At 71.4% G+C, this 15,499-nt stretch carries 12 protein-coding genes; 7 read left to right on the top strand and 5 right to left on the bottom strand.

What is annotated here, in order from left to right:
- Window positions 1–307: 307 nt before the first annotated feature.
- The 5 genes from ACZCLJ_RS08685 to ACZCLJ_RS08665 all read right to left on the bottom strand — a co-directional run bounded on the left by ACZCLJ_RS08685 (window position 308) and on the right by ACZCLJ_RS08665 (window position 5,709).
- The gene (locus ACZCLJ_RS08685) at window positions 308–1,012 is read right to left on the bottom strand and encodes a YesL family protein (RefSeq protein ID WP_463106143.1); all 705 of its coding nucleotides are present in this window, start codon (window positions 1,010–1,012) and stop codon (window positions 308–310) included.
- Window positions 1,009–2,364 carry an arabinan endo-1,5-alpha-L-arabinosidase gene (locus tag ACZCLJ_RS08680; RefSeq protein WP_463106142.1) on the bottom strand — a complete coding sequence of 452 codons (1,356 nt, stop codon included), beginning with the start codon at window positions 2,362–2,364 and terminating at the stop codon, window positions 1,009–1,011. The genes ACZCLJ_RS08685 and ACZCLJ_RS08680 overlap by 4 nt, the downstream gene beginning before the upstream one ends.
- Window positions 2,365–2,450: 86 nt before the next feature.
- On the bottom strand, window positions 2,451–3,308 hold the full coding sequence (locus tag ACZCLJ_RS08675) for a carbohydrate ABC transporter permease (protein WP_251153423.1): 858 nt from the start codon (window positions 3,306–3,308) through the stop codon (window positions 2,451–2,453).
- 17 nt (window positions 3,309–3,325) lie between these two features.
- Window positions 3,326–4,294 carry a carbohydrate ABC transporter permease gene (locus ACZCLJ_RS08670; protein WP_463106141.1) on the bottom strand — a complete coding sequence of 323 codons (969 nt, stop codon included), beginning with the start codon at window positions 4,292–4,294 and terminating at the stop codon, window positions 3,326–3,328.
- 80 nt (window positions 4,295–4,374) lie between these two features.
- Complete coding sequence (locus tag ACZCLJ_RS08665; protein ID WP_463106140.1) at window positions 4,375–5,709, bottom strand: ABC transporter substrate-binding protein; 1,335 nt, start codon at window positions 5,707–5,709, stop codon at window positions 4,375–4,377.
- A gap of 313 nt (window positions 5,710–6,022) precedes the next feature.
- Here ACZCLJ_RS08665 and ACZCLJ_RS08660 point away from each other — a divergent pair, with 313 nt between their 5' ends.
- The 7 genes from ACZCLJ_RS08660 (at window position 6,023) to yjfF (ending at window position 15,244) form a co-directional block, all read left to right on the top strand.
- The gene (locus ACZCLJ_RS08660; RefSeq protein WP_463106139.1) at window positions 6,023–7,348 is read left to right on the top strand and encodes a glycoside hydrolase family 27 protein; all 1,326 of its coding nucleotides are present in this window, start codon (window positions 6,023–6,025) and stop codon (window positions 7,346–7,348) included.
- A gap of 92 nt (window positions 7,349–7,440) precedes the next feature.
- Complete coding sequence (gene arfA, locus ACZCLJ_RS08655) at window positions 7,441–8,952, top strand: arabinosylfuranosidase ArfA (RefSeq protein WP_463106138.1); 1,512 nt, start codon at window positions 7,441–7,443, stop codon at window positions 8,950–8,952.
- Entirely contained in the window at window positions 8,949–10,022 is a 1,074-nt protein-coding gene (locus tag ACZCLJ_RS08650) for an arabinan endo-1,5-alpha-L-arabinosidase (protein WP_463106137.1), read from the top strand. The genes arfA and ACZCLJ_RS08650 overlap by 4 nt, the downstream gene beginning before the upstream one ends.
- A gap of 378 nt (window positions 10,023–10,400) precedes the next feature.
- Complete coding sequence (locus ACZCLJ_RS08645; protein WP_251153429.1) at window positions 10,401–11,411, top strand: ABC transporter substrate-binding protein; 1,011 nt, start codon at window positions 10,401–10,403, stop codon at window positions 11,409–11,411.
- Between the two features lie 178 nt (window positions 11,412–11,589).
- Window positions 11,590–13,131, top strand: coding sequence for a sugar ABC transporter ATP-binding protein (locus tag ACZCLJ_RS08640; protein ID WP_251153430.1), 1,542 nt, complete (start codon window positions 11,590–11,592; stop codon window positions 13,129–13,131).
- Window positions 13,128–14,186 (top strand): ABC transporter permease, encoded by a 1,059-nt coding sequence (locus tag ACZCLJ_RS08635; RefSeq protein ID WP_251153431.1) that lies wholly within the window; start codon window positions 13,128–13,130, stop codon window positions 14,184–14,186. The genes ACZCLJ_RS08640 and ACZCLJ_RS08635 overlap by 4 nt, the downstream gene beginning before the upstream one ends.
- Window positions 14,187–14,269: 83 nt before the next feature.
- Window positions 14,270–15,244, top strand: coding sequence for a galactofuranose ABC transporter, permease protein YjfF (yjfF, locus tag ACZCLJ_RS08630; RefSeq protein WP_463106136.1), 975 nt, complete (start codon window positions 14,270–14,272; stop codon window positions 15,242–15,244).
- Window positions 15,245–15,499: the final 255 nt, after the last annotated feature.

Raw genomic sequence — 15,499 nt, 5'->3', positions numbered from 1 at the left:
TCGATCGCCACGGCGACACGACAGGCCGACGGCTGAGGGAGCCGGCGTCGTCCGGCGACCACGTCGGCCCGGACGGCTGAGCGGTGGGGGCGGGGTCGGATGCGAAGGGCGTCAAGGCCGCGCTCCGAGAACCCACCGCCGAGAATCTGTGGTGACGGCGCGGCCAGCCCGAGCACCGACGCCGCGCCCACCGCGGACCCAGCCAGCCCGAGCACCGACGCCGCGCCCACCGCGGACCCAGCCAGCCCGAGCACCGAGGCCGCCCGCACCGCGAACCCAACCCAGCCCGTGACGACCGGCCCGACGACTACCGCGCGGCGGTGTCGAGCCGGTCGAGGCGGCCGTCGGCGAGCAGACCCGTCGCGAGCACGGGGACGCTGAGGCCCAGCAGCGGGCCGAGCACCGGCAGGTAGATCAGCACGACCGCGACGACGGCGCACGTGACGAGCATCGCGACTGCCACGAGCGGCCCGATCGCGGGGGAGAGGACGAGGAAGCGCCACGTGGGGGCCCACGGCTCGTCGTAGCGACGTGTCACGGCGGGAAGGTAGGCCGTCACGACGAGGACCCAGAGCGCGACGACGACGCCGCCCGTGCGCAGCGCCGCGGCGGCGGGGCCGTCCATGACGCGCAGCACCTGGGCGTCGAGCAGGAGGACCAGCGCCGCGGCGACGACCGGGAGGCCGAGCAGCACCGTCCGGCGCCACGCGCCCGTCCAGGCACCCCAGAAGTCGCGCCACAGGTGGTCGGACGGGTCGCCGTCGACCAGGCGTGCGAGGAGCAGCCCACCCGCGTGCAGGGCCGGCGCGAACCCGGCGACGACGAGCCCTGCCACGCTCCCGGCGAGCATCAGGAGGTTGATCGCGACGAGCTGCGTGACGAACCGCAGCACGGTCATGACGCGCCCGGCCCAGCCGGGTACCTCGTCGCCGGACGGGCGACGCTCGTCGAGCGGCCGCCGGCTTCTCGTGTCGTCGGGGTCCGCGGTGCGGGGCCGGGCCGAGTCGGTCATGCGTCGATGGTCCCAGGGCCGGGGGCGTCGGTGCGCGTTCCCGCGACCACGCGCCCGTCGGACCCGATCGCGACGACCGACGGTGCCGGACGCCCGCGCACGGCGTCCCACGACGGGAAGACGACCGCGGAGACCGGGGTGCCGGTCGCCGTCGTCCAGGTGAAGCGGCCCTGGCCGAGCGCGCGTGCCGAGCCGGGGGCGACGTCGAGGCGACCGGACCGGGCGTCCTGCACGTCGTCCGGGCGGTCCGCCAGGTGGAGGAGCTCCCACGTGCCGTCCAGGACGTCGACGCTCGCGGGCCAGCGCGCGGCGTCGTCGTTCTCGCGGTCGGGACCGGCCCAGGGCTGCGGTGCGACGAGCGGCCAGCCGTCGTGCGTCCACACGAGGCGGCGCACCTCGACGCGGTGCTGCGTCGGGTCCTCGGCCTCGCGCACGTGGTGCACGAGGAGCTGGCGGCCAGGTTCGGTGAGGACCGACGCGTGTCCCGGGGCGAGGAGGCCGGGGCCGCCGGGGAAGCGGTGACCGGCGAGCACCGCGGTGCCGACCTCGTCAGGCGGGGACTCGAGGTCGCGCAGGTCGTGGCCCGTGCGGTCGAGGTAGGGGCCGGTGACGGAGTCGGACACCGCGACGCGCAGGTGGTACGTGGAGAAGAGCGAACCGTAGCTCACGAGCATCGCCCAGCCGCCGCCGGGACGCGGGAGGACGAACGCGCCCTCGATCGCCCCGTCGACCGAGCGGGGTCGGCGCGCGAGGAGCGTGCCCGGGGCGTCGTGCAGCGTGCCGGGCGCGGGCTCGTCGGCGACGAAGCCGGTCTCGGGGTCGAGCCGGAGCGCGTGGATCCCGGCGAAGAACGATCCGTACACGAGCCACTGGCTCCCGTCCGCCTCCGTCACGACGTTCGCGTCGATCGCGTTCGGGTGCTCGAGCCCCTCGGGCGCGGGGACGTGCTCGCTCGCGACGACGACGCCCCAGTCGGCCCACGGGCCGCGGGGGTGCGGCGCCGTCGCTAGACCGATGGCGGACCGGCGGGAGCCGAAGCTCGACGCCGAGTAGTACATGCGCCACTCGTCGTCGGCGCGCACGACCTCGGGCGCCCACAGGCCGCTCGCCCCGGACCACGCCGCCGCCGGCCCCGGGACGCCGGGCAGCGCCCAACCGTGGAACTCCCACGTGACGAGGTCGGTCGAGCGGCGGACCTGGACGCCTCCCCGCACAGGCCCCTCGGCGGACGCGTCGGTCGAGAACAGCCAGTAGGTGCCGTCGTCGTCGACGACGGCCGTCGGGTCGTGCGCGTGGCGCGGGCCCCACGCGGACGTGTCGGGCGCATCCGGCGCGTCTGGCGCGGCCGGCACGGTGGCCCGGGGGGTGTCGGGTGCGCCGAGGGAAGGCGCATCCGACACCGGGCCCGACGCGGTCGGGGTGGTCGGGGCGGGCACGCTCAGCCCTTCGACCCGGTGAGCGCGACGGACTCGATGATCTGGCGCTGGAAGACCAGGAAGACCACGAGGATCGGCAAGAGCGCGACGAACGACGCACCCATGATCAGCGGGTAGTCGCGCTGCGTGGCGAACTCGACGTTGAGGTTGGCGATGACCACCTGGATGGTCTGCTTCTCCGGGGAGTTCAGGTACAGGATCGGCGCGAGGTAGTCGTTCCAGACCGTCATGAACCAGAGGATGAACTGGGCGGCGATCGCCGGCCGGATCATCGGCATGATCATGACGCGGAAGACCTGGAAGTACGACGCGCCGTCGAGCTTCGCCGCCTCGACGAGGGAGTCGGGGACGGACTGCAGGTACTGGCGCAGGAAGAAGATCATCACGATGTTGCCGAAGAGCAGCGGCACGATGAGCGGCAGCAGGGTGTCGACCCAGTGCAGCCGCGAGAACATGACGAACTGCGGGATCATGACGGTCGGGAACGGGATCATGATGCCGGTGAGCAGCGCGATGAAGATCGCGTTCTTGCCCGGCAGCCGCATCTTCGCGAGCGCGAACGCCGCGAGCGCCGACGTGAACGACCCGACGACCGTGGCCGTGACGGACACGATGATGCTGTTCTTGAAGCCCGAGAGGATCGGCGCGTCCGACCACATCCGGACGTACGTGTCCCACTGCGGCTCCGACGGCCACCACACGGGCGGCAGCGCGAAGACCTCGGCCTTGGTCTTGATCGACGTGGTGAACATCCACAGCAGCGGCGCGATCATCACGACGGCGAAGATGCCCAGCACGACGAGCAGGACGATGTTGGTGACGCGGTAGCGCGTGGTGCCACCGGCGAGGGGGGTGCTCATGGTCGTGTCTCCTGCCCTCAGTCGATGCTGAAGCTGTTGCGCCGGTTGAGGCGGAACTGGATGAGCGTGATGACGAGGATGATCAGCCCGAGGACGACGGCCATCGCCGTCGCGTAGCCCATCTGCTGGTACTTGAAGGCCTTGCGCACGATGTACCAGACCACGGTGGCGGAGCTGAACTCCGGGCCGCCGTTCGGGGTCATGATGTTGACCTCGGTGAAGAGCTGGGCGCCGCCGATGACGTTCGTGACGACGATGAAGAACGTGACGGGGCGGACCATCGGCAGCGTGATGGAGCGGAACTTCTGGAAGCCGTTCGCGCCGTCGAGCGCCGCGGCCTCGTAGAGCGACGTGGGCACCGACTGGATCGCCGCCAGGTACAGCAGCATCGAGTACCCGAGGCCCTTCCAGACGGCCATGATGATGATCGCCGGCTTCACGGTCGCGGTGTTCTGGAGCCAGTCCGGCCCGTCGATCCCGAACCACGACAGGACCTGGTTGATCAGGCCGAAGTCGCCGTTGTAGGCGAACTGCCACACGATCGCGATCGCGGCGAGCGACGAGATCACGGGCACGTAGTAGACGGTGCGGAAGAACGTGCGCCCGGGGATCCTGCGGTTCAGCGCGATGGCGAGCGCCAGCGCGAGGACGATCCCGATCGGGATGCCGATCATGTAGAAGAACGTGTTGAACAGGCTCTTGTGGAAGTACTCGTCGGTGAGGAGCGTCGAGTAGTTCTCGAGCCCGACGAAGCGCATCGGCCCGAGACCGTTCCAGCTCGTGAAGGACGCGTAGATCGCGAACCCGAGCGGGTACAGCGTGAAGGCCAGGAAGCCGAGCACGGGCGCGGCGATGAACGCCAGGGCCCAGCGGTGCTCCGTGCGGTGCAGGTGCCGGCGCTGCTTCGCGCTGCGCAGAGCCGGGGACGGCGGGATCACGCCGGGCGGGCTCGTGGCGTCGTCGGTGACGTCCGCGATCTGCGTCATCGGGGGTTCCTCTCGGTGCTGGTGCGGGTGCCGTCGAGCACGGTCGTCGGGGAGTCTGCCCGACGACCGTGCCGGACGGGTCAGCTCCCGGCCGCGGCCTGCTCGGCGTTGGCGTTCGACTCGTCGAGCAGCGTCTGCATCTTCGGCTGCGTCTCGGCGAGGTAGTCGGCGGCCGTCGTCTTGCCGTCGAGGACGGGCTGGATGTTGACCCACAGCTCGTCGTACCACTCCGCGCCGTACGTGAAGGCGGCGGGCATCGCGCGACCGTAGTCCTCCACGATGTCGAGGAACTCCTGGCGGTTCGCCGGCTCGGCGTCGGGCGCGGCGGCCCACTCCTGCGCCATGTCCTTCAGGTTGGGCACCTGGATGTTCGCGTCGACGAGCGTCTGCTGCGCGTCGGGGTCGGTCGACAGGTAGGTCGCGAGCTTCACGGCGTTCTCGGCGTCCGACGTCGTCGCGGACACGCCGATGCCGAGCGACCCGATCCACGTGGCGCTCTCCTCGCCGCCCAGCGACGGCCAGGGGATGAGGTCGTAGTCGAACTCGAGGTCGTTGTAGACGCTGACGTCCCACGGCCCGACGGGGAAGAAGCCGATCTCGCCGGCCATCCAGCGCTGGTACGTGTCGAGCGTCGCGGCGTCGGACGCCGACGGCGTGACGCCCTCGACGTTGGTGAGGTCGGCGAACGCCTGGAGCGCCTCGGCGAACTCCGGCGTGTCGACCGTGACCTCGGTGCGGTCCTCGTTCGTCCAGTCCCCGCCGTTGCTCCACACCATCGACTGCAGGTTCCACTGCACGTTGAGGCCGGTGCCCCACTGGTCGACCGCGCCGTCGCCGTCGGTGTCCGTCGTCAGCTGCTTGCTGATCGCGACGAACTCGTCCCACGTCAGGGGGATGTCCTTGTCGGGCAGCGGGATGCCCGCGGCCTCGAGCATCGTCTTGTTGTACCCGAAGGCGAACGGGCCGACGTCCTTGGGCAGGCCGTAGAGGCGGCCGTCGGGCGTGCCCTGGAGCGTGCCGTCGAAGCGGTAGGAGTCGACGCCGTACTCCCAGATGTTGTCGAGGTCGACGCCCTGCTCCTCGACCTGGTCGGTGATGTCCATGAGCACGCCGGAGCCCACGTAGGACTGGAGGGTCGCCTGCTCGACGTAGAAGACGTCGGGCACGTTGTTGCCCGACACGGCTGCCTGCAGCTTCGTCGCGTACTGGTCGGCGTCGGTGACGATCATCTTCACCTCGACGCCGGTCTCCTCGGTGAACTTCGCGATCGCGGCCTCGTACGCCGCCTTCTCGTCCGGGCCGCCGCGGAACATGAACGTGAGCCCGTCGTCCCCGCCGGAGCCGCTGCTGCACGCCGCCGTGCTCGCGACGATGATCCCGGCCATGACGCCGGCCATGAGTCGTGACTTCCTCATCACGGTTCCTCTCGGTCCTGTGGTCGCAGGGGGCGACTGTCGGTGAGGCGGAACGTTCCGCCACGGACGTCGTCGTCGACCTCTCGTTTACATCGATGAAAAATCTCGATGGGGAGCACGGTTGCACACTGCCCGCCGCACGGTCAAGCGCGGGTCGTCACGGATTTGCAACGATGTAGAACTCGCTCACCGCTCGGCACGCACGGGCTTGACGAACCCCGGTCCCGACCTGCACCATCTCGATCTACATCGTTGTAGAAGTCGCCTCGGTCATCGTCGAGAGGCGACCGTCCGCCCGAGAGGGGCCCCACGCATGCACCGCACCGCGTCCTTGACGCCCCCCATGGGGTGGAACTCCTGGGACAGCTTCGGCACCACCGTGACCGAGGCCGAGGTCCTGGACAACGCATGCTTCCTCGCCGAGCACATGGCGGGTGCCGGCTGGTCGACGGTCGTCGTCGACATCCAGTGGTACGAGCCGACGGCGCGCGCGGGCGGCTACAACACCGCCGCACCGGTCCTGCTCGACGAGCTCGGCGTCCAGCGCCCGGTCCCCGCGAGGTTCCCCTCGTCCGCGGACGGCGCCGGCTTCGCGCCGCTCGCCCGCCAGGTCCACGAGCTCGGTCTGCGGTTCGGGGTCCACCTCATGCGCGGGATCCCGCGGCGCGCCGTCGAGGCCGACCTCCCCGTCCCGGGCACCCCGTACCGCACCGGCGAGATCGCCGACCGCTCGAGCACGTGCTCGTGGAACGGCGACAACTACGGCCTCGACCTCGCCCACCCGGGTGCGCGGGCCTGGCTCGACGCCCAGGTGGACCGCGTCGTCGGGTGGGGCGTGGACTTCCTCAAGGTCGACGACATGCTCGCGCCGTACCACGCGGGCGCCGTCGAGGCCCTCGCCGCCGCCGTCGCGCGCGCCGAGGACCGGCACGACCGTGAGGTCGTCCTGTCGCTCTCGCCCGGGACCTCGCTGTCCCTCGCGCACCTCGACCACCTCCGCCGGCACGCCGACATGTGGCGCGTGAGCGACGACCTCTGGGACCGCTGGGACGACGTCGAGGCGCAGCTCGCGCGCCTGGCGCGCTGGGCCCCGCACCAGCGCCCCGGCGCGTGGGCCGACGCCGACATGCTCCCGCTCGGGCGGATCGGCGTGCGCGCCGAGCGCGGGGAGCCGCGCGACAGCCTCCTCACCGAGGCCGAGCGGCGCACGATGCTCTCGCTGTGGTGCCTCGCGCGCTCGCCGCTGTTCGTCGGCGGGCACCTGCCCGCGTCCGACGCCGCGACGATCGCCGACCTCACCCGGGCCGACGTGCTCGACGTCCTGAACCGGTCCTCGGGCGGGCGCGAGCTGCTGCGCGAGGACGACACGGTCGTGTGGGGCGCCGTCGGCGACCGCACGCTCGACGGCGTCCGCTGGGCCGGGATCTTCTCGACCGCCGGGGCGCCGCGCCGTGTCGTCGTCCCGGCCGCGTCCGCGGGGCTCGCCGTGACCGCCGACGGCGCGTCCCCGGTCCTCGTGGACGTCTGGACCGGCGAGCGCGTCCCGCTCGTGTCCCCGAGCGCCGCGACCGGCGGCGACCACCTCGTCGACGTGGAGGTGCCCGCCCACGGCGTGCGCCTCCTGCGTCTCGACCCCTGACCCAGCACCCGACCACGGCGGGCCGTCACGACGGGCCGTCACGACCGACACCCGCGACCGACCGTCGCGACCGCACCGTCCCGGAGGACCCCATGCACGCCGCCACCGTCACGCTCGACCCGGCCTTCGTCGTCGGGCCCGTCCGCCCCCGGACCTTCGGCTCGTTCGTCGAGCACCTCGGCCGCTGCGTCTACACGGGCATCCACGACCCGGGCCACCCGACCGCCGACGCGGACGGGTTCCGCGGCGACGTCCTCGACCTCACGCGCGAGCTCGGCGTGACGACCGTGCGCTACCCGGGCGGCAACTTCGTGTCGGGCTACCGGTGGGAGGACGGCATCGGTCCGGTCGACGCCCGCCCGACGCGTCTCGACCTCGCGTGGCACTCGAGCGACCCGAACACCGTCGGCGTCGACGAGTTCATGCGGTGGGCCGCGAAGGCCGGCGTCGAGCCGATGATGGCCGTCAACCTCGGTACGCGCGGCGTGCAGGAGGCGCTCGACCTGCTCGAGTACTGCAACGTCCCGGGCGGCTCCTTCTGGTCGGACCGACGCCGCGCGAACGGGGTCGAGGAGCCCTACCGCATCCGCATGTGGTGCCTCGGCAACGAGATGGACGGCCCGTGGCAGATCGGGCACAAGACGCCGCAGGAGTACGGCCGGCTCGCGGCCGAGACCGCCCGCGCGATGCGCATGATGGACCCGGGGGTGGAGCTCGTGGTCTGCGGCTCGTCGAGCTCCGACATGCCGACGTTCGGCGAGTGGGAGCGGGTCGTGCTCACGGAGGCGTACGAGCACGTCGACCACGTCTCGGCGCACGCCTACTACTGGGAGGAGGACGGCGACCTCGCGTCGTTCCTCGCCTCGGCCGTGGACATGGACCACTTCGTGGAGTCCGTCGCCGCCACCGCCGACCAGGTGCGCGCCGCAGGCAAGCACACCAAGCGGATCACCATCTCGTTCGACGAGTGGAACGTCTGGTACCAGAAGCGCGCCGAGTCGCGGCCGCCGTCGGGCGACGACTGGCCCGTCGCACCCGTCCTGCTCGAGGACCGCTACAACGTCGCGGACGCGGTTGTCGTGGGCAACCTGCTCGTCTCGCTGCTGCGCAACACCGACCGGGTGCACGCGGCGTCGCTCGCGCAGCTCGTCAACGTCATCGCGCCGATCATGACCGAGCCGGGCGGCCGGTCCTGGCGCCAGACGACGTTCCACCCGTTCGCGCTCACCGCGCGCCACGCGGCGGGCGACGTGCTGCGCGTCGCGGTGCAGTCGCCTGCGGAGGAGACGGCCCGCTTCGGCGACGTCCCCGTGCTCGACGCCGTCGCGACGCACGACCCCGAGACCGGCGACGTCGTGCTGTTCGCGGTGAACCGCTCGACCACGCGCGCGGTCGACCTCGACGTCGACCTGCGCGGGTTCCCCGGCCTGCGCCTCGTCGAGGCGCTCACGCTCTCCAACCCGGACCACACGTGGCAGGCGACCGCCGACGACGCGACGAGCGTCGTCCCGGTCGTGAACACGTCGGCGAAGGTCGCGGACGACCGCGCCCGCGCCGAGCTCCCCGCCGTCTCGTGGTCCGTGCTGCGGCTGGCGCGCGCGTGAGCGGAGCCCGGGTGGCGCGGCGGCGCGCGCGACCGGCCGTCGTCGTGCCGGCGGTCGTCGTCGCCGTCGTGCTCGTGGTCGGCGCCGTGCTCGCCGTCGTGCGCCCGTGGGAGCCCGTGACGGGGACGGCGAGCCCGGCGACGGGCGACGTGCGGGTGCACGACCCGGCGCTGGTCGCCGGCGCGGACGGCGAGGCCTGGTTCGTCTACTCGACGGGCGACGTGCGCGTGGGCTTCGGCTCCCCGCAGGTCCGCCGGTCCGACGACGCGGGGCGGACCTGGCAGGACGCGGGGACCGCGTGGGACGCGAGCGGCGACCCGCAGTGGGTGCGGGACGAGATCGACGGCGTCGAGAACTTCTGGGCGCCGGAGGTCGTCGAGCACGACGGGACCTGGTACCTCTACTACTCGGCGTCGACGTTCGGGTCGAACGACTCGGCGATCGGCGTCGCGACCGGTTCGACGATCGACCCGGCGGACCCGGGCTACGGGTGGACGGACCAGGGCGTCGTCGTGCGGTCGCGGCCGGGCGAGGACGACTTCAACGCGATCGACCCGACGGTCGTCGAGGACGCGGACGGCGAGCCGTGGCTGTTCTTCGGCTCGTTCTGGGGCGGCATCCAGGCCGTGCCGATCGAGTGGCCGAGCGGCAAGCCCGCCGAGGGCGCGGAGCCGGTGACGGTCGCGTCGCGGTCGGGCGTGCCGGACAACGCGATCGAGGCGCCGGCGCTGCTCGAGCGGGACGGCTGGTACTACCTCTTCGTGTCGTGGGACTCGTGCTGCCGCGGGACGGACTCGACGTACCGGATCGCCGTCGGGCGCTCGCGCGACGTCTCCGGACCGTTCCTCGACGCCGAGGGGCAGGACATGGCCCTCGGAGGTGGGACCGAGCTCCTCGCGTCGGACGGCTGGGCGATCGGCCCGGGTGGGCAGTCGCTGTCCGCCGGAGGAGGAGCGGACGTGCTCGCGTTCCACTACTACGACGAGCGCGAGGGCGGTGACTTCCGGCTCGCCCTGCACGAGCTCGGCTGGACCGACGACGGCTGGCCCCGGGCGGCGCCGATCGGGTGAATTCGGGGCGCGTGACGGCACGTCAGGCGTGCCGCGGCACGGTCGTGATCCAACCGTGACCGGAATGACTTTCCCCGGAGAGCGTGTGAGCGCTAACATCTCAGCCCAGGGGGGTGTTAGCGTTCACATTCAAGCCTGGCGAGCAGGGTGCTGGTTCGCCGGCGGGTCGCGTGGGCCGGAGAGTCGTCGGGTGGTCCGAAAGGGTTACCGAACGGTGATCCGACAGGCGGCCTCAGGGGCTTGCGGTGGGCTGGTGACACCGCTAGACATGGACACATCTGAACACGTACGAACAAGAGTCAACAGCCCGATGAAGGGCTGGCACGACAGAACGGGACCTCGGCACGGCGCCGGGGGCCGCATCTCAAGGAGGAGAGCATGTTCAGCACGACGAAGGCGCGCACGCGCCTGACCGGAGTCCTCGCCGGCGCGGCGGTCCTCGCCCTCGCGGCGTGCAGCAGCGGCAGCGACACGGGCGACGACGGCACCGCGGACAGCGGGGGCGGCAGCGGCGACACGATCTCCGTCGGCTTCTCGCAGGTCGGCGCCGAGTCCGGCTGGCGCGCGGCGAACACCAAGTCCATCCAGGACACCCTCACCGCGGAGAACGGGTTCGACCTGAAGTTCTCCGACGCGCAGCAGAAGCAGGAGAACCAGATCCAGGCGATCCGGTCCTACATCGCGCAGGGCGTCGACGTCATCGCGTTCTCCCCGGTCGTCGAGTCCGGCTGGGACTCGGTGCTCGAGGAGGCCAAGCAGGCCGGCATCCCCGTGGTCCTCACCGACCGCGCCGTGGACTCCGAGGACGAGACGCTCTACGAGTCGTTCATCGGGTCGGACTTCGTCCTCGAGGGCGAGATGGCCGGCGAGTGGGTCTCCGAGAACCTCGCCACCGAGCCGATCAACGTCGTCGAGCTCCAGGGCACGACGGGTGCCGCACCGGCGATCGACCGCAAGACCGGCTTCGAGGACGCCACGGCCGACAACCCCAACGTGACGATCATCGACTCCCAGACCGGCAACTTCACGCGTGCCGAGGGCAAGACGGTCATGGAGGGCTTCCTCCAGGCGCACGACGACATCGACCTCGTCTACGCGCACAACGACGACATGGGTCTCGGCGCCATCGAGGCCATCGAGGCCGCCGGCCTCGTGCCGGGCGAGGACATCAAGATCGTGACGATCGACGCGGTCAAGGACGGCATGCAGGCCCTCGCCGACGGCAAGATCAACTTCATCGTCGAGTGCAATCCGCTGCTCGGCCCGGACCTCGCCGACATCATCAAGAAGGTCGTCGCCGGCGAGGAGGTCGAGAAGCGCATCGTGGTCGAGGACCAGTCCTTCACGCAGGAGCAGGCGATCGAGGCCCTGCCGACCCGCGAGTACTGATCCCGGCGGAGCTCGAGCCCCAGCGGGGTTCCCGCCCCGGGGAGAGCGCGGTAGCGTTCCCCCACCCCGAGGACCGGCCGCGCGCCGGGAGCCCACCGAGGCCCCGGCGCGCGGCCGCCCAACCAGGCCCGGCCGGTCGACGTCGACCGGCCGCCGTCGACCGCACGGAAGGTCAGCGATGACAACCCCCAGCCCGGACGGTCCGCCCGTCGTCGAGATGACCGGGATCTCCATCGAGTTCCCGGGCGTCAAGGCGCTCGACGGCGTGGACCTCACCCTGCGCCCCGGCGAGGTGCACGCCCTCATGGGCGAGAACGGCGCCGGCAAGTCCACGCTCATCAAGGCGCTCACCGGTGTCTACTCGATCGACTCCGGACGCATCGTCGTCGACGGTGTCGAGCACACGTTCTCCGGACCGGGCGAGGCCCAGTCGGCGGGCGTCTCGCCGGTGTACCAGGAGGTCAACCTCTGCGAGAACCTCTCCGTCGCCGAGAACATCATGCTCGGCCACGAGGCTCGCCGGTTCGGAGCCATCGACTGGCGCGCGACGCGGCGCCGTGCGGGTGACATGCTGGCTCGGCTCAACCTCGGCATCGACCCCGCGTCGTCGCTCTCCGCGCACTCGCTCGCCGTGCAGCAGCTCGTCGCCATCTGCCGCGCCCTCGTCGTGGACGTCAAGGTGCTCATCCTCGACGAGCCGACGTCGAGCCTCGACGCGGACGAGGTCGCCCAGCTCTTCGCCGTCGTCCGGCGCCTGCGGGACGAGGGCGTGGCGATCCTCTTCGTCTCGCACTTCCTCGAGCAGGTCTACGAGATCTCCGACCGCATGACGGTCCTGCGCAACGGAAAGCTCGTCGGCGAGTACCGCACCGCCGAGCTCCCGCGGCTCGAGCTCGTGTCGAAGATGATCGGCACGTCCCTCGAGGTGCTGTCCGCGCTCGAGGAGACCCCCAAGCGCTCGGTCGCCGACAACGCCGACGTCACGCCCTTCGTCCAGGCCGTGGGTCTCGGCCGCAAGGGGTCCGTCCAGCCGTTCGACCTCGACGTCTACCCGGGCGAGGTCGTCGGGCTCGCGGGCCTGCTGGGCTCGGGGCGCACCGAGCTCGCGCGGCTCCTCGCCGGGGCCGACCACGCGGACACCGGGCAGACGGTCGTCGAGGGCTCGCCGGTGCGCCTGCGGACGCCGCGCGCCGCGATGCAGCGGAAGATCGCGTTCTCGTCGGAGCACCGCAAGGCCGAGGGCATCGTCGGCGACCTGACGATCCGCGAGAACATCATCCTCGGCATCCAGGCCGAGCGCGGCTGGCTGCGACGGGTCCCCACGCGCCAGGCCGACGAGCTCGTGACGAAGTACATGGACGCGCTGTCCATCCGGCCCGCCAACCCGGACGCGCTGATCAAGAACCTGTCCGGCGGCAACCAGCAGAAGGTCCTGCTGGCGCGCTGGCTCGCGACGGCGCCGAGGCTGCTCATCCTCGACGAGCCCACGCGCGGCATCGACGTCGGCGCGAAGGCGGAGATCCAGAAGCTCGTGGCGCAGCTCGCGAGCGAGGGCATGTCGGTCGTGTTCATCTCGGCCGAGCTCGAGGAGGTGCTGCGGCTCAGCCACCGCATCGCCGTCCTGCGCGACCGCAGGAAGGTCGCGGAGATCACCAACGACGACGACGTCACGGTCGAGGACGTCGTCGAGCTCATCGCGAGCGGAGGATCCGACTCATGACCGCCACGACGCCCACCGTGCGCCGCGTCACGCAGCACCGCCTGTTCTGGCCGCTGGTCGCCCTGGCCGTGCTGCTCGTGGCCAACGCGATCAACCGGCCGAGCTTCCTGTCGGTCAGCGTCCGCGACGGTCACCTGGAGGGCTCCCTCGTCCTGCTGCTGAAGAACGGAGCGCCGCTCCTGCTCGTCGCCCTCGGGATGACGCTCGTCATCGCCACGCGCGGCATCGACCTGTCGGTCGGCGCGGTCGTCGCGATCTCGGGAGCGGTCGCGCTGACCTTCATCGCCTCGTCGCCCGACCCGGGCAGCGTCACGACCGTGCTCGTCGCCATGGGGCTCGCACTGGCGCTGTCGTTCGTCCTCGGGCTCTGGAACGGGTTCCTCGTCGCGGTCGTCGGCATCCAGCCCATCATCGCGACGCTCGTCCTCATGATGGCGGGCCGTGGCATCGCGATGCTCATCACGGGCGGGCAGATCACCACCGTGACGAGCGCGCCGTTCAAGACGCTCGGCTCGGGCTTCTGGCTCGGCCTGCCGGTTGCCGTGCTCGTCGCCGGAGCGGTCTTCGCGGCCGTAGCGGTCCTCACCCGACGGACCGCGCTCGGGATGCTCATCGAGTCCGTCGGCATCAACCCGGCCGCGAGCCGCCTCGCGGGCGTGCGCTCGCGCAGCATCATCTGGACGGTCTACGCGGTGTGCTCGCTCTTCGCGGGGCTCGCCGGGCTCATGATCTCGTCCGGCACGATGGCCGCCGACGCGAACAACGCCGGCCTGTTCATCGAGCTCGACGCGATCCTCGCCGTCGTCATCGGGGGCACGTCGCTGGCGGGCGGCAAGTTCTCGCTGTCGGGGACGCTCGTCGGCGTCCTCATCATCCAGACGCTGACCTTCACCGTGACGCTGCTCGGCATCTCCCCGTCCGTGACGCCGCTGTTCAAGGCCGTCGTGGTCATCGCCGTGTGCCTCGCGCAGTCCCCGGTGGTCCGCGACAAGCTCGCGGCACGCCGTCGGCGTGCCGCACCGAACGCGGCCGTGGCCGCGGAGGTGGGTGCCTGATGGCCGCCGTCCAGACTCCTGCTCCGACCTCGTCGTCCGGCCCTCGGGGTACCGGACCAGCCACCACCGGAGGCCGCCCGACCATGGCAGCGCGACTCGGCCGGTTCCGCCTGGACCGGCGCTACCTGCCGGTCCTCGGAACGCTCGTCGTCCTCGTCCTCATGCTCGTCGTGGGCGGCAGCCGCTACGAGAACTTCCTCTCGGCGCGCGTGATCTCGAACCTGTTCATCAACAACTCGTTCCTCATCGTGCTCGCCGTCGGCATGACCTTCGTGATCCTCACGGGTGGCATCGACCTGTCCGTCGGCGCGGTCGTCGCGCTCTCGGGCATCACGACGGCGTCGCTCCTGCAGAGCGGCTGGCCCGTCGCGGTCGTCATCGCGATCTCGGTGCTGATCGGCACCGTCCTCGGCCTCGTGGTCGGCCTCATGGTGCACGTGTTCGAGATCCAACCGTTCATCGCCACGCTGGCCGCGATGTTCCTCGCGCGCGGCCTGTGCTACGTCATCAGCCTCCAGTCCATCCCCATCACGGACGAGTCGTTCGTCGCGCTCGCGAGCTGGAGCCGGGAGCTCGGCGACGGCTGGCGGATCACGACGGCCGTCGTCATCGCGCTGCTCGTCGTGGCGATCGCCTTCTACGTCCTGCACTACACGCAGTTCGGCCGCACGGTCTACGCGATCGGCGGCGGCGAGCAGTCGGCGATGCTCATGGGTCTTCCCGTCGCGCGCACGAAGGTGCTCGTGTACGTGGTGAGCGGCACGTGCGCCGGCATCGGCGGCCTGCTGTTCGCGATGTTCTCCCGGTCGGGCTACTCGCTGACCGGTGTGGGCATGGAGCTCGACGCGATCGCCGCCGTGGTCATCGGCGGCACGCTCCTCACGGGCGGTACCGGCTTCGTGCTCGGCTCCGTCCTCGGCGTGCTCGTGCTCGGTCTGATCCAGACGATCATCACCTTCGAGGGCACGCTGTCCTCCTGGTGGACGAAGATCGTCATCGGCGTGCTGCTCCTGGTCTTCGTGATCCTGCAGCGCGTGCTCGTCGTCAGACGGCGGTGAGCGCGGGCGCCGGGTCCGTCCCGCCGCGTGCCGGCCTGTGCCGGTGCGTGGCGCGGCGGCCCGGCGCCGCGCCCGTCTGACCCTCCGGTCGTCCGGAGGCACCGCAGAGCTGGACGGGGCCGGCACCCCGGGTCGCGAGGGCACGCCCGTGCCCGACGCGTCGACCCCGACGAGGACCCTTGTCAGATGTGAACGCTCACACTACGGTGGGCCGCGAGCCTGTTAACGCTCACACGGATGGCACGGACCACGTCT

The organism is Cellulosimicrobium sp. So1_17, from assembly GCF_055181235.1.
This window is presented reverse-complemented; position numbering and strand designations above follow the sequence as displayed.